At 40.4% G+C, this 19,720-nt stretch carries 31 protein-coding genes; 1 reads left to right on the top strand and 30 read right to left on the bottom strand.

What is annotated here, in order from left to right; all coding sequences use genetic code 11:
* Positions 1–46: 46 nt before the first annotated feature.
* Together ctlX and D2V08_RS04030 are read right to left on the bottom strand one after the other, a co-directional pair.
* Positions 47–952 carry a citrulline utilization hydrolase CtlX gene (ctlX, locus tag D2V08_RS04035; protein WP_119606801.1) on the bottom strand — a complete coding sequence of 302 codons (906 nt, stop codon included), beginning with the start codon at positions 950–952 and terminating at the stop codon, positions 47–49.
* A gap of 82 nt (positions 953–1,034) precedes the next feature.
* A complete protein-coding gene (locus D2V08_RS04030; RefSeq protein ID WP_119606800.1) occupies positions 1,035–1,949 on the bottom strand; it encodes a dimethylarginine dimethylaminohydrolase family protein in 915 nt (304 codons plus the stop codon).
* A gap of 287 nt (positions 1,950–2,236) precedes the next feature.
* Between D2V08_RS04030 and D2V08_RS04025 the strand changes: the two genes are divergently transcribed.
* Positions 2,237–2,704 carry a hypothetical protein gene (locus tag D2V08_RS04025; protein WP_119606799.1) on the top strand — a complete coding sequence of 156 codons (468 nt, stop codon included), beginning with the start codon at positions 2,237–2,239 and terminating at the stop codon, positions 2,702–2,704.
* Between the two features lie 68 nt (positions 2,705–2,772).
* On the opposite strand, the gene D2V08_RS04020 is transcribed toward D2V08_RS04025, so the two are convergent.
* The 28 genes from D2V08_RS04020 to rpsS form a co-directional block, all read right to left on the bottom strand.
* Positions 2,773–4,056 carry a citrate synthase gene (locus D2V08_RS04020; RefSeq protein WP_119606798.1) on the bottom strand — a complete coding sequence of 428 codons (1,284 nt, stop codon included), beginning with the start codon at positions 4,054–4,056 and terminating at the stop codon, positions 2,773–2,775.
* A gap of 119 nt (positions 4,057–4,175) precedes the next feature.
* On the bottom strand, positions 4,176–5,714 hold the full coding sequence (locus D2V08_RS04015; protein WP_119606797.1) for a glycogen synthase: 1,539 nt from the start codon (positions 5,712–5,714) through the stop codon (positions 4,176–4,178).
* Between the two features lie 119 nt (positions 5,715–5,833).
* Positions 5,834–7,126, bottom strand: coding sequence for a phosphopyruvate hydratase (gene eno / locus D2V08_RS04010; RefSeq protein WP_119606796.1), 1,293 nt, complete (start codon positions 7,124–7,126; stop codon positions 5,834–5,836).
* Positions 7,127–7,243: 117 nt separating this feature from the next.
* Positions 7,244–8,356, bottom strand: coding sequence for a glutamine-hydrolyzing carbamoyl-phosphate synthase small subunit (gene carA, locus D2V08_RS04005; RefSeq protein WP_119606795.1), 1,113 nt, complete (start codon positions 8,354–8,356; stop codon positions 7,244–7,246).
* A gap of 97 nt (positions 8,357–8,453) precedes the next feature.
* Entirely contained in the window at positions 8,454–8,963 is a 510-nt protein-coding gene (gene rplQ / locus D2V08_RS04000; protein WP_119606794.1) for a 50S ribosomal protein L17, read from the bottom strand.
* Positions 8,964–9,023: 60 nt separating this feature from the next.
* Entirely contained in the window at positions 9,024–10,016 is a 993-nt protein-coding gene (locus D2V08_RS03995) for a DNA-directed RNA polymerase subunit alpha (protein WP_100816187.1), read from the bottom strand.
* A 21-nt stretch (positions 10,017–10,037) separates the two neighbouring features.
* Positions 10,038–10,643 carry a 30S ribosomal protein S4 gene (rpsD, locus tag D2V08_RS03990; RefSeq protein WP_119606793.1) on the bottom strand — a complete coding sequence of 202 codons (606 nt, stop codon included), beginning with the start codon at positions 10,641–10,643 and terminating at the stop codon, positions 10,038–10,040.
* 107 nt (positions 10,644–10,750) lie between these two features.
* A complete protein-coding gene (gene rpsK / locus D2V08_RS03985; RefSeq protein ID WP_100816189.1) occupies positions 10,751–11,143 on the bottom strand; it encodes a 30S ribosomal protein S11 in 393 nt (130 codons plus the stop codon).
* Between the two features lie 104 nt (positions 11,144–11,247).
* Positions 11,248–11,622 carry a 30S ribosomal protein S13 gene (gene rpsM / locus D2V08_RS03980; RefSeq protein ID WP_014031990.1) on the bottom strand — a complete coding sequence of 125 codons (375 nt, stop codon included), beginning with the start codon at positions 11,620–11,622 and terminating at the stop codon, positions 11,248–11,250.
* Positions 11,623–11,624: 2 nt separating this feature from the next.
* Positions 11,625–11,741: a type B 50S ribosomal protein L36 gene (gene ykgO, locus D2V08_RS03975; protein ID WP_010519235.1), complete on the bottom strand. Its 117-nt coding sequence runs from the start codon at positions 11,739–11,741 to the stop codon at positions 11,625–11,627.
* A gap of 4 nt (positions 11,742–11,745) precedes the next feature.
* Positions 11,746–11,961, bottom strand: a complete 216-nt coding sequence (gene infA / locus D2V08_RS03970) for a translation initiation factor IF-1 (protein WP_014031991.1) — start codon at positions 11,959–11,961, stop codon at positions 11,746–11,748.
* A gap of 3 nt (positions 11,962–11,964) precedes the next feature.
* Entirely contained in the window at positions 11,965–13,308 is a 1,344-nt protein-coding gene (gene secY / locus D2V08_RS03965; protein WP_119606792.1) for a preprotein translocase subunit SecY, read from the bottom strand.
* A gap of 10 nt (positions 13,309–13,318) precedes the next feature.
* Positions 13,319–13,771 carry a 50S ribosomal protein L15 gene (gene rplO / locus D2V08_RS03960; protein ID WP_119606791.1) on the bottom strand — a complete coding sequence of 151 codons (453 nt, stop codon included), beginning with the start codon at positions 13,769–13,771 and terminating at the stop codon, positions 13,319–13,321.
* A gap of 13 nt (positions 13,772–13,784) precedes the next feature.
* Positions 13,785–13,964 (bottom strand): 50S ribosomal protein L30, encoded by a 180-nt coding sequence (gene rpmD / locus D2V08_RS03955; protein ID WP_119606790.1) that lies wholly within the window; start codon positions 13,962–13,964, stop codon positions 13,785–13,787.
* 12 nt (positions 13,965–13,976) lie between these two features.
* Positions 13,977–14,501, bottom strand: a complete 525-nt coding sequence (rpsE, locus tag D2V08_RS03950; RefSeq protein WP_119606789.1) for a 30S ribosomal protein S5 — start codon at positions 14,499–14,501, stop codon at positions 13,977–13,979.
* 6 nt (positions 14,502–14,507) lie between these two features.
* Positions 14,508–14,861: a 50S ribosomal protein L18 gene (gene rplR / locus D2V08_RS03945; protein WP_119606788.1), complete on the bottom strand. Its 354-nt coding sequence runs from the start codon at positions 14,859–14,861 to the stop codon at positions 14,508–14,510.
* Between the two features lie 11 nt (positions 14,862–14,872).
* Positions 14,873–15,415 (bottom strand): 50S ribosomal protein L6, encoded by a 543-nt coding sequence (gene rplF / locus D2V08_RS03940; protein WP_119606787.1) that lies wholly within the window; start codon positions 15,413–15,415, stop codon positions 14,873–14,875.
* 19 nt (positions 15,416–15,434) lie between these two features.
* A complete protein-coding gene (gene rpsH, locus D2V08_RS03935; protein ID WP_119606786.1) occupies positions 15,435–15,833 on the bottom strand; it encodes a 30S ribosomal protein S8 in 399 nt (132 codons plus the stop codon).
* Positions 15,834–15,851: 18 nt separating this feature from the next.
* Complete coding sequence (rpsN, locus tag D2V08_RS03930) at positions 15,852–16,121, bottom strand: 30S ribosomal protein S14 (protein ID WP_014031999.1); 270 nt, start codon at positions 16,119–16,121, stop codon at positions 15,852–15,854.
* Position 16,122: 1 nt separating this feature from the next.
* Positions 16,123–16,674 carry a 50S ribosomal protein L5 gene (rplE, locus tag D2V08_RS03925; RefSeq protein WP_108246819.1) on the bottom strand — a complete coding sequence of 184 codons (552 nt, stop codon included), beginning with the start codon at positions 16,672–16,674 and terminating at the stop codon, positions 16,123–16,125.
* A gap of 2 nt (positions 16,675–16,676) precedes the next feature.
* Positions 16,677–16,988 (bottom strand): 50S ribosomal protein L24, encoded by a 312-nt coding sequence (gene rplX / locus D2V08_RS03920; protein WP_119606785.1) that lies wholly within the window; start codon positions 16,986–16,988, stop codon positions 16,677–16,679.
* 16 nt (positions 16,989–17,004) lie between these two features.
* The gene (rplN, locus tag D2V08_RS03915; protein WP_014032002.1) at positions 17,005–17,373 is read right to left on the bottom strand and encodes a 50S ribosomal protein L14; all 369 of its coding nucleotides are present in this window, start codon (positions 17,371–17,373) and stop codon (positions 17,005–17,007) included.
* Between the two features lie 2 nt (positions 17,374–17,375).
* Complete coding sequence (gene rpsQ, locus D2V08_RS03910) at positions 17,376–17,633, bottom strand: 30S ribosomal protein S17 (protein WP_014032003.1); 258 nt, start codon at positions 17,631–17,633, stop codon at positions 17,376–17,378.
* 13 nt (positions 17,634–17,646) lie between these two features.
* Entirely contained in the window at positions 17,647–17,838 is a 192-nt protein-coding gene (rpmC, locus tag D2V08_RS03905; protein ID WP_100816201.1) for a 50S ribosomal protein L29, read from the bottom strand.
* Positions 17,839–17,857: 19 nt separating this feature from the next.
* A complete protein-coding gene (gene rplP, locus D2V08_RS03900; protein ID WP_119606784.1) occupies positions 17,858–18,277 on the bottom strand; it encodes a 50S ribosomal protein L16 in 420 nt (139 codons plus the stop codon).
* 20 nt (positions 18,278–18,297) lie between these two features.
* Complete coding sequence (rpsC, locus tag D2V08_RS03895) at positions 18,298–19,008, bottom strand: 30S ribosomal protein S3 (protein ID WP_119606783.1); 711 nt, start codon at positions 19,006–19,008, stop codon at positions 18,298–18,300.
* A 9-nt stretch (positions 19,009–19,017) separates the two neighbouring features.
* Positions 19,018–19,425 (bottom strand): 50S ribosomal protein L22, encoded by a 408-nt coding sequence (rplV, locus tag D2V08_RS03890; protein ID WP_119606782.1) that lies wholly within the window; start codon positions 19,423–19,425, stop codon positions 19,018–19,020.
* Between the two features lie 7 nt (positions 19,426–19,432).
* Positions 19,433–19,711, bottom strand: coding sequence for a 30S ribosomal protein S19 (rpsS, locus tag D2V08_RS03885; protein ID WP_014032008.1), 279 nt, complete (start codon positions 19,709–19,711; stop codon positions 19,433–19,435).
* Between the last annotated feature and the right edge of the window lie 9 nt (positions 19,712–19,720).

The raw sequence follows: 19,720 nt of genomic DNA, 5'->3' as shown, positions 1-19,720 counted from the left end.
CGTGTCAAGCAATGAGATGCTGAAACAAGTTCAGCATGACGAAAAATTATGCCTTTGGCAAAAACACTTCCGCCATCATGCAACGAGCGCTGCCCCCACCACAGGTCTCAATGGTATCCAATGCACTATGGATAATAGCGCAATGCTTTTCTATGGCTTTGATTTGTTCTTCGGTAAGACTATTGTAGGCCTGGGTGCTCATCACCATATAACGTTGGTCGTTTGCGCCCAAAACCTGAAGCATGTTCCCTGCAAAGTGGCACATTTGCTCCTCGGTAATTCGGATAACTTCCTTACCGTCCATCTTAATATGCTCCACAACGTTCTTTCGTTCTTTTTTATCGTCAATGGAGTCCAAGCAAATTACCGCAAACTTCTCGGCCATGGCCATCATTACATTGGTATGGTAAATGGGCAATCGTTTACCGTCTACCGTTTGGTTGGCATGAAAAATCACGGGGAAGCAATCAAAATCTTCGCAAAACTCTATAAAAAGTTCTTCGTGTGCTCGCTCGGAAAGGGCACAATACGCTTTTTGGTTGACCCTATCTTTTAAGATACTACCTGTTCCTTCCAAAAACACTCCCTCCTCTTCGGCAGCCGTATAATCCATGATATTGTTAATCACAAAACCATTATCCTCCAACAGCTCAAAAACATCTTCCCTACGTTCCTTTCTTCGATTTTCGGCAAACATCGGGTACACACAAACGGTTCCGCTCTCGTGAAAAGAAACCCAGTTATTCGGAAAAATCGAATCGGGGGTGTCTTGCTCCATATTATCGCTTATGGTAATCACATTAACGCCATGTTCCCTTAAAACGGTTACAAATTGGTCGAACTCTTGCTGTGCCTTTTTATTGATTTCAGCATTTTTTATATGCGGGTCTTCCTGAAAGTAGTTGTTGACCGCAGTTTGCTCGTTCATCCTAAAGTTTACTGGACGCACCATAAGAATGGTATTGGTAATCTGTTTTCTCAATACTTTGACTGTTTAGATCAAACCTGTGGCAGCAGGAAGTTGGGTTAAAAAATTATGCTCTGATCAAAGGCATGGTGCTACACCGCAGCAGGCCTTCTTGTTTGGCTATTTCGGCATAGGGAATCTCCTCTACGGTAAATCCCTGGTCCCGAAGCCAATTGTTCAATCTGGTAAAACTCTTTTCCGAGACCACCACTTCGGGGGAAATGGAAAAAACATTACTGAACATTTGGTACATTTCGTCTTTATCAATCTCAAAAATATTTTCTGGCCCGAAGAAGTCTACCAAATATTGGTATTCCTCCTCCACCAAAAATCCATTTTTGTGTAAAATCGCCTTGTCCTTTCCTACAGGCTGAAAACAACAATCCAAATGCAATGCATTCTCCTTTGGATTGGTATTTGATTTTCGCAGCTCGAAGGATTTTACGGTTTTATGGGGGAACATTTCCCGAATAAATTCCACAGCTTCGATATTGGTCCTTGCGGTAATGTAACTCGCATAATCATCACCGGTATAGGTTCCGATAAAAATATGGTCGTTCCATGGCATTACATCACCACCTTCAATATGGACCTCTTCCGGTGGACGAATTATCTTCTTAGGGTCAATTGCGTCCAAAACTTCATGAATTGCTTCAAACTCACGTTCCCGATCGGGCAAAATATTGGCGTGAATCAATTTATCCTCTATCACAAAAGCAATATCTCGTGCGAATATCTGGTTACAATCTTCCAGCACTTCTGGTCTGTAAACTTGAACTCCATATTTTTGAAACACTTTCGCAAATGCTTCCATTTCCTTGATCATGTCCACTTCCTTGGGATACGTACCTGCCTTAATGTGCTCTATTGATTTAGGGTCGTAAGCTTCTTCAATTGTAGGAACCGGTCCACTACTTTGGGCAATTCCCAATATAACAGCTTTTAATGTGCTGGTCTCATCAACAACGTTCAATTCAATCATAGAAGGTGTATTAGGGGCCAAAAAATACTGGCTCTCGAAAACAATAAGGGAAATCCTTAAAAATTCTGTGGCAAATCTAGTGTTTTAGTTGAATTTATTGGTCAATCAAATTGATAAAATCACCCACCTTATTTCGGGAATAAATCTTTAAAACAAGGGTAATTCATATTAGGTCAAAAAGTTGTTCGTCAAATAGTTAAAATAACTGTCAAAACCTAAAAAATTGACAAATATCAGGTTGTTGATTTGTTTTAATAATTACATTTGTATTAAGATTTTTCCTACTTATGAAAAAAATTATAATTACATCGATTTTATTAGCGACTGTATTTATCGTTTTGGGAGGTATGGATGCTTTCCAAAGAATGGAGCGAATCAGTTTTGTATCCAAAGCAGATTCGAATATACAGGTTGATACCATTTATGCGGTTAAATACGATGACTGTATCAAGGAGAGTAATTTTCCAAATGGATATCCTTTACATTCCGAACAAATGAAGAATGAAGATGTTGATTGGTATTTTACCAAGGTCAACGAATCGGCGAAAAAATACGGGAAATCCTTGGATTCCACTTTAAAGAATTTGAGCACTGTGGATGCCCATGATTTTATCCACCAAGCTTTTCAAAAGGCCAAAAATGCTATTGGCAACAAAGATATTTCTGACATCCAGAAACACTACCATTTTGAAATTATGCGAATTTGCTATGATAGCGACAAATCTTTAAACCAAAATGCTGCGGGCAGACTTTAGTGTAAAGATGAAGTTTATATCAAAAAAAGGGGCGATATCGCCCCTTTTATTTTTTAATGCTCCAAATCTTACCTTTTCTCTACCGGAACAAAGTCTCTATGGTTTTCTCCGATATAAACTTGTCTAGGTCTACCAATCGGTTCTTTTCTTAGTCTCATTTCTCTCCATTGTGCAATCCAACCGGGCAATCTACCCAGTGCGAACATAACAGTAAACATTTCTGTTGGTATGCCCAATGCACGGTAAATGATTCCAGAATAAAAATCTACGTTGGGGTAAAGTTTTCTATCCACAAAGTATTGATCTTCCAATGCCTCTTTTTCCAATCCTTTGGCAATATCCAAAATAGGATCTTCAATACCTAGGTTACCCAATACTTCGTCCGCTGATTTTTTAATGATTTTTGCTCTTGGATCAAAGTTTTTATAAACACGGTGTCCAAAGCCCATTAATCTAAACGGATCATCCTTATCCTTGGCCTTGGCCATATACTTTTTGGTATCGCCGCCATCTGCTTCTATTGCTTCAAGCATTTCCAGAACAGCTTGGTTGGCACCTCCGTGCAATGGTCCCCACAGTGCAGAAATACCGGCCGAAAGGGAAGCAAAAAGCCCTGCGTGCGAAGATCCAACGATACGTACTGTAGAAGTGGAACAGTTTTGCTCGTGATCTGCATGCAAAATCAACAGTTTATCCAAAGCATCAATGGCTATAGGATCCCTTTTATATTCTTGATTTGGTCTTTTGAACATCATTTTATGAATGTTCTCCACGTACCCTAGGGTATCGTCCCCATAATCCAATGGAAGGCCTTTTTTCTTGCGCATGGCCCAAGCGACCAAAACAGGGAACTTAGCCAAGATACGTACAATAGAACCATACATAGCAGACTCCGATGAAACATCTACACAAGACGGGTTAAACGCCACCAATGCACTGGTTAATGAAGATAACACGCCCATTGGGTGTGCAGATTTTGGAAAGCCATCCAAGATTTTCTTCATTTCCTCATCCACTTGGGATTCTTCCTTAATATCGTTGTGGAACTTTTCTAGCTGCTCTTTGTTGGGCAATTCCCCAAAAATCAAAAGGTAGGCTACTTCCAAAAAGTCGGCTTTCTCTGCTAAGTCCTCAATTGAATACCCACGATACCTCAATATTCCTTGCTCACCATTTAGAAAGGTAATTGCACTCTCACACGATCCCGTGTTTTTATATCCGGGGTCGATGGTCACCATTCCTGTTGCGGCTCTCAAGGTTTTGATATCTATGGCCAATTCATCTTCAGTACCTTTGATAACGGGGAATTCATATCTTTCTCCCCCGTATTCGAGTATAGCTTTATCCGACATTTTATATTTTAATAGATTAGTAAAAATTGAATGCGAAAATTACGAAAAAGCACAGCCATTAACAATTTACAGCCGCTATTTGTGTTGATATTAACGCTAAAATGATATGGAAAATTGGTTCAATCCAATTTATAGAGCTGTTTATAATATTCGTCCACGGATTTCTTCCAAGTGAAGCGCTTTTTTCTTGCTGCAGCTTGTATTTTCTTCCAGGTCGGCTTATCATTTTCGAACACATCCAAAGCAATGTCCAAAGCTTCCAACATGTTTTTTATTTTTTCATCATAGCTATCCCCATCAAAAGCAAAACCAGTCTTCATGTGATCTACGGTATCTTTCAATCCACCGGTATGATGTACTAAACAGGGGTTGCCATTTCTCATAGCCAACATTTGACTAATTCCACAGGGTTCAAAAAGACTGGGCATAAAATATAGATCGGATTCCAAATACATGGAATCAATCAACTTTTCTGATTGACCGTTAGTGAATATAAAATTCTTGTGCTCGTAGCTTAACTTTCGAAAAAGCTCTTCATATTCCGGGGCACCTGTACCCAACAACATAAAAATACCATCAACCTTTTCCAGTTTTTTTAATATTTCCACAAAAGCTTCCGGTGAACGCATGAAGAAATAGAACTTTTGTTCCGTTAATCGTGCCACACTGGATGCAATAAACTTGGGTCTATCATCTACAAATGCCATGATTTTTTCGCCCGTATGGGCCAAGAAATCAGCTTTGTACTTTTTGGATTCTTCTTGCAACCACCTAAAAAGGGCCTTCACTGTATTTCGATAAATATTCCCCTTTTTTTCCTTATTGATATTTTTATAATTGCACCCATTCAAAATACCGAACAAACGCCCTTCTCCGTCCGCCTTTTGCAAGTCTTTTTCCAGTCCTTCACCTCCAATAAATTCCGGTGGGGAACTAGGCAACAAAACATCATCCTTATACGATGGTGAAACAGTATGCACAGCGTCCGCGAACCGTATTCCCACTGCCATTAGGTTGATGCAATCTTGGTACCTATAATCCATCAATTTTTGATAATCCAAAGGCACATTGGGAAACCAGTTTTTTAAGGATGAATAGTTGCCATCAAATGGTCGTATTCCTTGAATGGCCAAGTTATGAATACTATAAACTACCCTAATGTCCTTCAGATTGGTGTATTCCGGATGATATTCCCTCAAAAACAACAACAAACTAGAATGCCAGTCGTGCAAGTGCACCATATCCACCTCTCCAAACGCTCCATGCTTTATGGCCTCCGCCACAGCGGTACAAAATATGAAGTATTTAATGGCATCGGTATAAAATGGTTCTTCGGGATCATTATGATAAATATGCGCAATGTCTCCGGCCTCGATTTCTGGATGATGCAGTACATAATGAAAAATGTTCGGAAACTCTTTTTTTGGCTTTACCTCATACAATTCGGCCGTATAAGTGATACCGCGCAGTGAAAAGTTTAAGGCAGTCCTGGGTAGTCCTCCATGATGAAGTCTGGAATACGCTGGTACAACAACGTGCACTTTATCGCCTCGTTCGGATATCTGCCGCGGCACATCCCGAACCACATCGCCCATACCACCTGCTTTACAGTTTTCTAAAGCATCGTTTTCGGCGGCGACAAAAAGAAAGTTATTCATGCGGGAGAATTTGAATTGTAGTTTAGTGAACGCTTAATTTAACCAAAGTTTGTTAGTGAAACAAAAAAAAGCCTTTCCCATTTGGAAAAGGCTTTTGTTATGCTAAAAAATCATTAAGCTTATTTTACCTTGAAAGCTTTTTCCTGAGGATAGTAAGCGATGTCACCCAACTCCTCCTCAATCCTCAATAATTGGTTGTATTTGGCCATACGGTCACTCCTTGAAGCAGAACCAGTTTTAATCTGACCTGTGTTCAATGCCACAGCCAAATCAGCGATGGTGTTGTCTTCTGTTTCACCAGATCTATGAGACATCACAGATGTGTAACCAGCATTCTTAGCCATATTTACGGCTGCGATGGTCTCAGTCAAAGTTCCTATTTGGTTCACTTTGATCAAGATTGAATTGGCGATGCCGTTTTCAATTCCACGAGACAAACGTTCTACATTGGTCACAAACAAATCATCACCAACCAATTGTACCTTGTCACCTATTTTTTCAGTAAGCAACTTCCATCCGTCCCAATCGTTTTCGTCCATACCATCTTCAATGGAAATGATTGGATATTTTTCACAAAGTTCCGCAAGGTATTGTGCTTGTTCTTCAGAAGTTCGAACTACTCCCTTGCTACCTTCGAATTTTGTATAATCGTAAGCACCATCCACATAAAATTCTGCCGAAGCACAGTCCAGGGCAATCATCACATCATCACCCAATTTGTAACCTGCTTTTTCGACTGCTTTTCCAATGGTATCCAAAGCATCTTCGGTACCGCCTTCCAAGGTAGGTGCAAAACCACCTTCGTCACCTACAGCGGTACTCAAGTTGCGGTCGTGCAATACTTTTTTAAGGTTATGGAAAATCTCAGTTCCCATTTGCATGGCATGGCTAAAATCTTTCGCCTTAACTGGCATTACCATAAACTCTTGGAATGCAATTGGTGCATCGGAGTGAGAACCTCCGTTGATAATGTTCATCATTGGAACAGGAAGCGTGTTGGCGCTAACCCCGCCCACATAACGGTACAACGGCATACCTAACTCGTTGGCAGCTGCTTTCGCTGCAGCCAAGGATACTCCCAATATAGCATTGGCTCCCAATTTTGATTTGTTTGGGGTACCATCCAATTCAATCATGGTTTGATCGATATAATTCTGCTCGAAAACAGAAGTTCCTATCAATTCCTCTGCTATAATGGTATTTACGTTGTTCACGGCTTTACCAACCCCTTTACCCATAAAGGAATCGCCACCATCGCGTAACTCAACGGCTTCATGCTCTCCAGTAGAGGCTCCGGAAGGTACTGCTGCCCTTCCCATAATTCCATTTTCGGTTACTACATCTACTTCTACTGTTGGATTTCCTCTGGAATCCAATATCTGTCTTGCATGAATGTTGATAATGATGCTCATTTTAATTCAATGTTTTTAGTTGTGATTATTGGGCTAAGATACAAAAGGTGACGTTTTTAACTCCATGATATTACTCACAAAACGCACTTAATTGCTTAAAAACAAAACTATAACGTTTTAGTTTTTCCTGGCCTTGATCAAATCGAAGAACTGATCGAACAGATAATCCGCATCGTGTGGACCAGGACTTGCCTCTGGGTGGTATTGTACCGAGAATACGTCCTTGTTTTTCATTTTAATACCGGCCACGGTTTGATCGTTCAAATGTGTGTGGGTGATTTCCAGCTCAGCGTTTGCTTCGGTTTCCTCTCTATTCACTGCAAATCCATGGTTTTGGGAAGTTATCTCTCCTTTTCCGGTAATTAAATTTAGAATTGGGTGATTGATACCTCTGTGTCCGTTGTGCATTTTATAGGTTGAAACTCCGTTGGCCAGAGCCAATACTTGGTGTCCCAAACAAATCCCGAACAATGGCTTGTCTGAGGCAATCATTTCTTTTGTTGCTGCCACAGCATCCGTCAAAGGTTCCGGGTCACCAGGCCCGTTGGATATAAAATATCCATCCGGATTCCACTCCTTCATTTCATCATAGGTTGTATTGTATGGGAAGACTTTTATATAGGCTCCTCTTTTTGCCAAGTTTCTCAGAATATTCTTCTTGATTCCAATGTCAAGTGCAGAAATTTTATATTCGGAGTTTTCATCACCGTAGTAATATGGCTCTTTTGTGGAAACCTTGGATGATAGCTCCAATCCTTCCATGCTTGGTACTGTACTCAACTCTTCTTTTAAAGCATCAATGTCGTCCACTTTTGTGGAGATCAACGCATTCATAGCACCATTGTCCCTTATGTAGCTCACCAAAGCACGGGTGTCCACATCGGATATGGCCAATAGGTTGTTTTTGTCCAAGAATTCCAAGAGACTCATTTTAGCATCTGGTCTTGAATAATCGTAACTGAAATTTTTACAAATAAGGCCTGCAATCTTTACGGAATCGGATTCCACTTCATCCTCGTGGGCACCGTAGTTTCCAATGTGTGCATTGGTGGTCACCATTAACTGCCCGTAGTAAGATGGGTCGGTAAAAATTTCCTGGTAACCTGTCATCCCAGTATTGAAACAAACTTCCCCTACTGCGGTACCTTCTCTTCCTCCAACGGCTTTACCATAAAATATGGTTCCATCCGCCAACAAAATCAACGCTTTTTTCTTTGTGTGATACTTCATTTCGTGCTCTAGTTTCAGTTAAGATAAAAAAACATAAAAAAAGGATAAGTTTTCACTTATCCTTTTTCTTAAAATACAATAGTTAATAACATTCTTCTTATTCTTCAGAATCGTCAGTTTTAGTTTCGGCTGCAGGAGCTGCTGGAGCTTCAGCTTGTTTAGCGCTTCCGCCTCCTCTTCTACTTCTTCTGGTTGATTTCTTCTTAGGCTTACCTGCGTTGTAAAGCTCGTTGAAGTCCACCAACTCGATCATTGCCATATCAGCGTTATCTCCCAAACGGTTACCCAATTTAATAATTCTTGTGTAACCTCCTGGTCTATCACCCACTTTTTCGGCAACAGTGCTGAACAATTCTGTTACAGCCTCTTTACTTCTCAAATTACTGAAAACAATTCTTCTGTTGTGCGTACCTTTTTCGGTAGTCTGATTGTTTTCGGTCTTTGCTTTAGTAATCAAAGGCTCGATAAACTTTTTCAACGCCTTGGCTTTTGCCACCGTAGTGTTGATTCTTTTATGTTCAATTAGGGAACTTCCCATATTGGCCAACATGGCCTTTCTGTGGGCAGCTGTTCTACCTAAGTGATTAAACTTCTTTCCGTGTCTCATTGTTATAAGTTATCATCTTGCTACCAAATCCCAATTAATCAGGAGAGCAAAATATGATTATTAATCTTTATCTAATTTGTATTTGGAAAGGTCCATACCAAATTGCAGGCCTTTGTTGATTACCAATTCTTCCAATTCGGTCAAAGATTTTTTACCGAAGTTTCTGAATTTCATCAAATCGTTTTTGTTGAAGGAAACCAAATCTCCCAAAGAATCAACTTCGGCAGCTTTAAGACAGTTCAAAGCCCTTACGGACAAGTCCATGTCTACCAATTTGGTTTTCAACAACTGACGCATATGCAATGATTCCTCATCGTAAGTCTCGGTTTGAGCAATTTCGTCGGCTTCCAACGTAATGCGCTCATCAGAGAACAACATAAAGTGGTGGATCAAAACTTTAGCGGCCTCGGTCAAGGCATCTTTTGGGTGGATGGAACCATCAGTAATGATTTCGAAAACCAATTTTTCGTAATCGGTTTTTTGCTCTACCCTGAAGTTTTCGATGCTGTATTTTACATTCTTTACAGGAGTGTAAACTGAATCAACCGCAATGCTCCCCAAAGGTGCGTTGGATTTTTTGTTTTCCTCCGCGGGAACATAGCCACGACCTTTTTCGATAACAATCTCCATGTTGATGCTCACTTTGGGATCCATGTTGCAGATTACCAAATCTGGGTTCAACACTTGGTATCCTGAAATGAACTTCTGGAAATCACCAGCGGTCATTTGTTCTTTTCCGCTTACGGAAATTGATACAGTTTCGCTCTCAACATCATCAATCTGTCTTTTGAACCTAACTTGTTTTAGGTTCAAAATAATTTCCGTTACGTCTTCAACAACGCCAGGAATAACAGAAAATTCATGTTCAACTCCATCTATGCGCACAGAAGTGATGGCAAAACCTTCCAAAGAGGAAAGCAATACCCTTCTCAGCGCATTCCCAACTGTTAATCCATAACCAGGTTCCAAAGGGCGAAATTCAAATTTCCCTTCGAAATCTGTTGAATCGATCATTATAACTTTATCGGGCTTCTGAAAATTAAGTAATGCCATAATTGGATTAATGTTGAATTCTTATTTAGAGTATAATTCGACGATCAGTTGCTCCTTGATATTCTCAGGGATCTGAAGTCTTTCTGGAACGGCAACAAATGTACCTTCTTTCTTTTCAGAGTTCCATGTGATCCATTCGTAAACGCTGCTATTGTTAGCCAACGAATCTTCTATGGATTGTACGGATTTTGATTTTTCCCTAACACCAACTACATCGCCTGCTTTAAGTGAATAGGATGGAATGTTTACTACCTCTCCATTAACGGTAATATGACGGTGCGATACCAATTGACGTGCTCCTCTTCTTGAAGGGGCAATTCCCATTCTGTAAACGACATTGTCCAAGCGGGACTCACACAATTGAAGCAAGATTTCACCAGCAACACCTTCTTTTCTTTTGGCTTGCGCAAAAAGGTTACGGAATTGCTTTTCCAATATACCATATGTATATTTTGCTTTTTGCTTCTCCATCAACTGGATTGCATATTCAGACTTTTTACCACGGCGTCTGTTGTTACCGTGTTGTCCTGGAGGGTAATTTTTCTTTTCGAATGACTTGTCGTCTCCGAAAATCGCTTCTCCAAATTTTCTAGCGATTTTTGATTTTGGTCCTGTATATCTTGCCATCTTCTATTAGTTGGAAAGTGCGATTATGAATTAAGGCTTATCCTTCGATAATCTAACTGCACCTTCGGGTGAAGACCCTTTTGGGGCCATTATTAATTAAATGAAAATTAAACTCTTCTTCTTTTTGGTGGTCTGCAACCGTTGTGTGGAAGTGGCGTAACGTCAATGATTTCTGTTACCTCTATTCCAGAGTTGTGAATGGAACGGATAGCAGATTCTCTACCATTACCTGGTCCTTTAACATAAACCTTCACTTTTCTCAATCCTGCTTCGTGAGCAACTTTAGCACAATCCTCTGCTGCAACCTGAGCTGCATAAGGAGTATTCTTTTTTGAGCCTCGGAATCCCATTTTTCCAGCGGAAGACCATGAAATAACATCACCTTTCTTATTAGTAAGAGAAATAATGATGTTGTTGAAAGATGCAACAACGTGCGCCTCTCCGGTAGATTCTACGACTACTTTGCGCTTTTTAGCTGATTTAGTACTTGCCTTTGCCATATTTTTTAGTTTCTAGTTGTTAGCTTTTAGTTATTGGAATCCTAGACTTTTACATTTCAAACAGATTCTTCTAACGTCTAAATACTAATGACTACTATATTGTATTATTTAGTTGCCTTTTTCTTGTTGGCAACCGTTTTTCTTTTTCCTTTTCTGGTCCTAGAGTTATTCTTGGTACGTTGGCCTCTTAACGGCAATCCAGATCTGTGACGAATTCCACGGTAACAACCAATGTCCATCAAACGCTTGATGTTCATCGAGGTTTCGGAGCGAAGCTCACCTTCTATTGTGTAAGCCCCAACGGCTTCCCTGATTTTTCCGATTTCATCATCGGTCCAATCAGAAACCTTGGTATCTTCACTTACTTGGGCCGCTGCCAAAATTTCTTGCGCCCTACTTTTACCTATACCGAAGATGTAGGTAAGCGAAATAACGCCACGCTTTTGTTTAGGTATATCTACCCCTGCAATTCTTGCCATAATTACCCTTGTCTTTGTTTAAATCTAGGATTCTTTTTGTTGATTACGTACAATCTGCCCTTTCTGCGAACAATCTTGCAGTCGGCACTTCTCTTCTTTATTGATGCTCTTACTTTCATGTAACTAGTATCTATAAGTAATTCTTGCTTTTGTTAAATCGTATGGACTCATCTCCAACTTCACTTTATCCCCGGGAAGCAACTTAATGTAGTGCATACGCATTTTCCCGGAAATGTGCGCAGTTACCACGTGCCCATTTTCTAATTCTACTCTGAACATTGCATTAGACAATGCTTCAATAATAGTCCCATCTTGTTCTATTGCTGGTTGCTTTGCCATAAATTATGCTACTTTTCTGTTTTTACCGGTTTTCATTAAGCCGTCGTAATGTCTGTTCAACAAATATGAATTTACTTGCTGTACAGTATCTATTGCTACACCAACCATAATCAATAGCGATGTACCTCCATAAAACAATGCCCATCCGGCCTGTACATCCATCAATTTTACAACTACCGCAGGCAATACGGCCAACAGTGCTAAAAAGACAGAACCAGGTAATGTAATCAAGGACATTATTTTGTCCAAATAATTTCCTGTTTCCTTTCCTGGGCGAATACCCGGGATGAAACCACCACTTCTCTTCAAATCATCTGCCATTTTGTTGGTAGGCACGGTGATCGCTGTGTAGAAGTAAGTGAATATTATAATCAATACTGCAAATAGAATGTTGTAAGCCAATCCGAAAATATCAGCGAATTGAACTTCCATCCATTGTCCCGCAGCAGTATCGTTAAATGTTCTACCAATCAAACTTGGTGCGAACATAATTGCCTGTGCAAAAATAATGGGCATTACACCGGATGCATTCAATTTAAGTGGAATGTACTGACGTGCTCCCATTACGTTCTTTTCGTATCCGCCAGAAGCAGTTCTTCTTGCGTACTGAACTGGAATTTGTCTAACAGCCATTGTTAGGTAAACACTGGCCAAAATCACCAAGAACCAAACTATTACCTCGATCAACATGAACATGATCCCTCCTGTGTTGTTGGCAGTTCTTGAAACAAATTCTTGAGCAAATGCTTGTGGTAATGTTGCGATGATACCCACCATAATCAATAAGGAAATACCGTTTCCGATACCCTTATCGGTGATTTTTTCACCCAACCACATTGCAAATACACACCCTGTTACCAATATGATAACAGCTGGAACGATAAAATCCAAACCTTTGCCCAAAACAAATGCACTATCTGGAACACCTAATGCGCCAAGACCATACAAATAAGCGGGGGCCTGAACAATACAGATACCGATGGTTAACCAACGAGTTATCTGATTGATGGTTTTTCTACCGCTCTCTCCTTCTTTTTGCAGTTTTTGCAGATAAGGAATTGCAATTCCCATCAACTGTACCACAATGGAGGCGGAGATGTAGGGCATAATACCCAAAGCGAATACCGAGGCATTCGCAAAAGCACCACCCGTAAAAGCATTAAGAATACCCAAGATACCATTTTCGGTGTTCGAGGATAATTGGGCCAATTGGGCGGTATCAATACCAGGAAGAACAACTTGGGCTCCGAATCGGTAAACCAATAGTAGTCCCAATGTAAGGATGATACGTTGTCTTAGCTCATCAATCTTCCAGATATTTGATATGGTCTCAATAAATTTCTTCATGCTATATTTCTTATAAACTTATTGCCTCACCTCCAGCTGACTCAATAGCAGCTTTAGCGGAAGCAGTAAATTTATGTACAGATACTTTTAGAGCAGCTTTCAATTCACCGTCTCCCAATATCTTTACCAAATCGTTTTTGTGGGCCAAACCGTTTTCAATAAGTGTTTCCAAAGTTACCTCTTTCTTGATGGTTCCCTTGTCTACTAATTCTTGAAGTTTTCCCAAGTTGATTCCCGTGTACTCTTTCCTATTGATGTTTGTGAAACCAAACTTAGGTACACGTCTCTGCAATGGCATCTGACCACCCTCGAAACCAATCTTCTTGGAATATCCAGATCTAGACTTGGCTCCTTTGTGTCCACGGGTAGAAGTACCTCCTTTACCGGAACCTTCTCCACGTCCTACACGTTTTCCTTCTCTGTGCACAGCGCCATCCGCTGGTTTTAGATTATTCAAATCCATGTGCCTTTATATTTTAAGCTTCCTCTGTGGAAACCAAGTGTTTTACCTTATTTACCATTCCAAGGATACTAGGTGTCGCCTCATGCTCAACTACCTGTCCGATCTTACGCAATCCAAGAGCCTCCAAAGTTCTCTTTTGGTTCTGTGGCTTTTTGATGCCGCTCTTTACTTGTTTAACCTTAATCTTTGACATAATATCCTCTATTTATCCTTTAAAGACTTTTTCCAAAGAAACTCCTCTTTGCTTTGCAACGGTGTCAGCACTCCTCAACTGCAACAAGGCATCGAAAGTAGCTTTTACAACGTTGTGCGGGTTGGAAGATCCTTGTGATTTAGACAGTACATCCTGTACACCAACAGCTTCCAATACGGCCCTTACAGCTCCACCGGCAATTACCCCGGTACCATGTGATGCAGGCTTGATGTAAACCCTTGCTCCACCGTATTTTCCTTTTTGCTCGTGAGGAAGTGTTCCTTTGTTCAATGGAATACGAACCAAGTTTTTCTTGGCATCCTCGATAGCTTTGGCGATAGCTGTGGCAACTTCTTTGGATTTTCCCAAACCATGTCCAACAACTCCGTTTTCATCACCAACAACAACAATTGCTGAAAAACCAAAGGCTCTACCCCCTTTAGTTACCTTGGTAACCCTTTGTACTCCAACCAAACGGTCTTTCAACTCCAGTCCTCCTGGCTTTACTGTTTCTACGTTTTTGTATTTCTGGTACATAGTTTATTAGAATTTTAGTCCTGCTTCCCTAGCTCCTTCAGCCAATGATTTTATTCTTCCGTGATATAGGTTTCCTCCCCTATCAAAAGCTACGGCTTCAACACCTAGCTTAAGAGCTTTTTCAGCTATGGCCTTACCCACGTTGGTTGCAACCTCGGACTTAGATCCTTTGGAGTCCACATCCTTATCTCTGGATGAAGCCGCCGCCAAAGTTACACCTTTATCGTCGTCAATCAACTGTGCGTATATTTCTTTATTGCTTCTGAATACAGACAACCTTGGTCTTGCTTCAGTTCCGAAGGATACTTTTCGTATTCTTCTTCGGATGCGTAATTTTCTTTCAGTCTTAGATAATCCCATAGTCTTAATTATTAAGCTGATTTACCTGCTTTTCTTCTTAATTGCTCACCTACAAACTTCACACCTTTACCTTTGTAAGGCTCTGGCTTACGGAAACCTCTAATTTTAGCGGCTACCTGACCTACCAATTGCTTGTCGTGAGATGTTAGTTTTACGATAGGGTTTTTCCCTTTTTCAGAGATAGTCTCAATCTTAACTTCTGGAGCGATGTCCAAAACAATGTTATGAGAGAATCCTAGGGCCAAATCCAATTTTTGTCCTTGGTTGCTGGCTCTGTAACCAACTCCTACAAGTTCCAATTCCTTGGTCCATCCATTGGATACACCTTCTACCATATTATTGATAAGAGCGCGGTATAAACCATGCTTTGATTTAGTTTCCTTGGAATCAGAAGGCCTTTCCAAAACAACGCTTCCGTCCTCGACTTTTATGTCAATTCCCGAAAACTCTTGGGTAAGTTCTCCCAATTTACCTTTTACAGTAACAACGGAATCCTTTACTTCTATAGTGACTCCATCAGGAATTTTAACTGGACTGTTACCTATTCTTGACATTTTTCTTCTCTTTTCTCAATTAATATACGTAGCACAATACCTCGCCACCTACGTTCTCATGCTGGGCTTGCTTACTTGTCATTACTCCGTGAGAAGTAGACACGATAGCGATCCCCAAGCCATTCAATACTCTGGGCAAATCGTTAGAGTTTGAATACTTGCGCAGTCCGGGCTTACTTACCCTCTGCAATTTTTTAATGATGGGCTCCTTGGTAAATTTATCGTACTTAAGGGCTATTTTAATGTTGCCCTGTACTTTATCTTCCTCGAATTTATAGCTCAAAATATATCCTTGATCGAACAATATTTTGGTAATCTGTCTCTTTAGATTGGAACCAGGGATATCTACAACCCTATGACCTGCCATGTTGGCATTTCTCAATCTGGTCAAATAATCTGAAATTGGATCTGTAAGCATTTCTTTTCTTTATCTAAATTACCAACTTGCCTTTTTAACTCCAGGAATCAACCCTTTATTGGCCATTTCTCTGAACATCACTCTCGATAAACCGAAAGTTCTCATGTAACCACGAGGTCTACCTGTTAATTTACAACGGTTTCTCATGCGAACAGGAGAAGCGTTCTTTGGCAACTTCTGCAAAGCCTCATAATCTCCCGCTTCTTTAAGAGCTTTTCTTTTTTCGGCGTATTTTTCTACCATTTTAGCCCTTTTTCTTTCACGGGCTTTCATTGATTCCTTGGCCATACTAGTTCTTTTTAAAGGGTACTCCCAGTTCGGTTAACAATGATTTTGCTTCTTTATCAGTTTCAGCGGAAGTAACAAATGTGATGTCCATTCCGTTGATTCTGTTAATTCTATCTATATTGATTTCTGGAAAGATGATTTGTTCAGTAACTCCCAAATTGTAGTTACCTCTACCGTCGAAACCTGTAGCTTTAACACCAGAGAAATCACGAACCCTAGGAAGGGCACTTGTAATCAATCTATCCAAAAATTCGTACATGCGTTCACCTCTAAGGGTCACTTTTGCCCCAATTGGCATTCCTTTTCTCAATTTGAACGTAGCAACGTCTTTTTTGGAAAGGGTAGCAACCGCTTTTTGACCTGTAATGTTGGTCAATTCATCTACAGCATGATCAATCAATTTCTTATCGGAAACAGCAGCACCGACTCCGCGGCTAACTACTATTTTTTGCAACTTGGGAACTTGCATTACGTTTTTGTAACCAAATTCTTCGGTTAGCGCCTTGATCACGCGCTCCTTATACTCTTGCTTTAATCTTGGAATGTAACTCATGACTAAATTACTTCATTGGATTTTTTGGAAAACCTTACTTTCTTACCATCCCTTACTTCGTATCCTACTCTAGTGGTTTCACCAGATTTTGGATCTATCAAGGAAAGATTGGAAATGTGTATTGGAGCTTCCTTTTTTGTTATGCCTCCTTGAGGGTTGTTAGCACTTGGCTTTTCGTGTTTGGACACCTCATTGACGCCTTCCACGATAGCTTTGTTCTTTTCACGGTCTACTTGAAGCACTTTACCTTCACTGCCTTTGTGGTCTCCCGCAATGACTTTTACCGTGTCCCCTGTTTTTATTTTCAACTTCATCTCTGTGATATTTCTTTTATAGCACTTCAGGCGCCAATGAAACAATCTTCATGAATTGTCTGTCCCTCAACTCTCTGGCAACAGGACCAAATACACGAGTTCCTCTCATCTCACCGGTTGGGTTCAACAACACACATGCGTTATCGTCGAAACGGATGTAAGAACCATCTGGTCTTCTCACTTCTTTCTTAGTTCTTACAACAACCGCTGTAGAAACAGAACCTTTCTTTACAGTACCGTTTGGAGTAGCTTCTTTTACGGTAACAACGATTTTGTCACCCAAGGAAGCATATCTCCTCTTTGTTCCTCCTAGTACGCGGATGGTCAAAACTTCTTTTGCACCGGTATTGTCCGCAACTCTTAATCTTGATTCTTGCTGTACCATAATTATTTAGCTCTTTCTAGGATTTCTACCAACCTCCAGCATTTTGTCTTACTGAGTGGTCTAGTTTCCATTATTTTAACGGTATCACCTTCGTTGCAATCGTTCTTCTCGTCGTGGGCAACATACTTCTTGGTCTTTAGAACGAATTTCCCGTACATTGGGTGCTTCACTCTTTTTACCTCAGAAACCACTATCGATTTCTCCATTTTGTTGCTGGTAACAACGCCTATTCTTTCTTTTCTTAAATTTCTGTTTTCCATAAGGCAGAACCGATTATTGTAATTCCCTTTTAGTTAATTCAGTTGCAAGTCTTGCTACCGTCCTTCTTGTCTTTCTGATCTGTAAAGGATTTTCCAAAGGAGTAACAGCGTGTGCCATTTTAAGATCAGCGTGTTGTTTTTTCAACTCGGCCAATCTCTCCTTTAGCTCTTCAATTGAAAGTTCTTTTATTTCTGATTGTCTCATCTTTCTTCTCAATTAAAAATTAGGCGGAATAATCCCTAGCCACAATAAACTTGGTTTTAACCGGTAGTTTTTGCGCTGCTAGCCTCAAGGCTTCCTTAGCAACATCCATTGGTACACCACCGACCTCGAACATGATTCTTCCAGGCTTAACTACGGCTACCCAATATTCTGGAGCACCTTTACCTTTACCCATACGAACCTCAAGAGGCTTTTTGGTGATAGGCTTGTCCGGGAATATTTTGATCCACAACTGACCTTGTCTTTTCATGTATCTTGTCGCAGCGATACGTGCAGCCTCTATCTGACGGGAAGTAATGAAGTGAGAATCCATAGACTTGATACCGAACATTCCATTGGAAAGCTGGTGTCCTCTCTGGGAGATTCCCTTCATACGCCCTTTCTGGGCCTTACGAAATTTTGTTCTTTTTGGCTGTAACATTTTACCTTACTTTATCTTAATTACTTTCTACGACGGGATTTCTTGTTATCCTTGCCGCCTTTTCCTTGACTCTTGCTCAATCCTACTAATGGGGAAAGATCTCTTTTACCATAAACCTCTCCTTTCATGATCCATACCTTAACTCCTAATCTACCGTAAGTAGTGTGAGCTTCGTGCAAGGCATAGTCCACATCTGCACGGAAAGTGGATAATGGAATTCTTCCTTCTTTGTAAGATTCGGAACGTGCCATTTCAGCGCCGTTCAAACGTCCGGAAATCTGAATCTTGATACCTTCGGCATTCATACGCATTGCTGCTGCAATAGCCATTTTAATAGCTCTTCTGTATGATATCCTGCTTTCAATCTGTCTTGCAACACTTGCAGCTACCAAGTTTGCATCAAGCTCAGGTCTCTTAATCTCGTGAATATTGATCTGAACCTCTTTGTTGGTAATTTTCTTAAGCTCTTCCTTAAGTTTATCCACTTCTTGTCCACCTTTACCGATAATAATACCAGGCCTAGACGTGGTAATGGTAATGGTGATCAACTTTAAGGTTCTCTCTATAATAACCCTAGATACACTAGCTTTCGCTAAACGTGCATAAAGGTATTTTCTAATCTTATCGTCTTCAGCCAGTTTATCGCCATAATCATTTCCTCCGTACCAGTTGGATTCCCATCCCCTGATAATTCCTAAGCGATTTCCTATTGGATTGGTCTTCTGTCCCATATTATTCTTCTAGCTTTGAACGTTGTTATTGGCCTCCAAAATCATAGTAACATGATTGGAACGCTTTCTAATTCTATGTGCTCTACCTTGTGGAGCTGGTCTCAACCTCTTCAACATAGTTCCTCCGTCTACGCGGATTTCCTTGATGTAAAGATCAGCAGCTTCGATATCAGCACCCTCATTTTTAGCTTCCCAGTTGGCAATAGCAGAAAGTAAAAGTTTTTCTAGCTTTCTGGATGCTTCTTTTGGGTTGAACCTTAGGGTAGCCAATGCCATTTCAATTTGCTTACCTCTTATCAAGTCAGCGACCAAGCGCATTTTTCTTGGAGAAGTTGGGCAATTGTTAAGCTTTGCAATAGCAAGTTGCTTTTTCTCTTCTTTTAACCTTTCGGCCATTTCTCTTTTACGAACTCCCATAGCTTACTTACTTTTTACCTTTGTTTTTAGCTCCTGCATGACCCCTAAAAGATCTTGTAGGTGAAAATTCCCCAAGTTTGTGACCCACCATGTTTTCAGTAACAAAAACAGGGACAAATTGTCTACCGTTATGCACTGCGATGGTTTGCCCAACAAAGTCTGGCGTTATCATTGAGGCCCTAGACCATGTTTTGATAACTGATTTCTTCCCTGATTCTATATTGGCCTGGACTTTTTTCTCCAGACTAAAATGAACGTATGGTCCTTTTTTTAACGAACGTGCCATTTACTTTTC

The organism is Flagellimonas lutimaris (genome assembly GCF_003581615.1).
Taxonomy (GTDB): domain Bacteria; phylum Bacteroidota; class Bacteroidia; order Flavobacteriales; family Flavobacteriaceae; genus Flagellimonas; species Flagellimonas lutimaris.
This window is presented reverse-complemented; position numbering and strand designations above follow the sequence as displayed.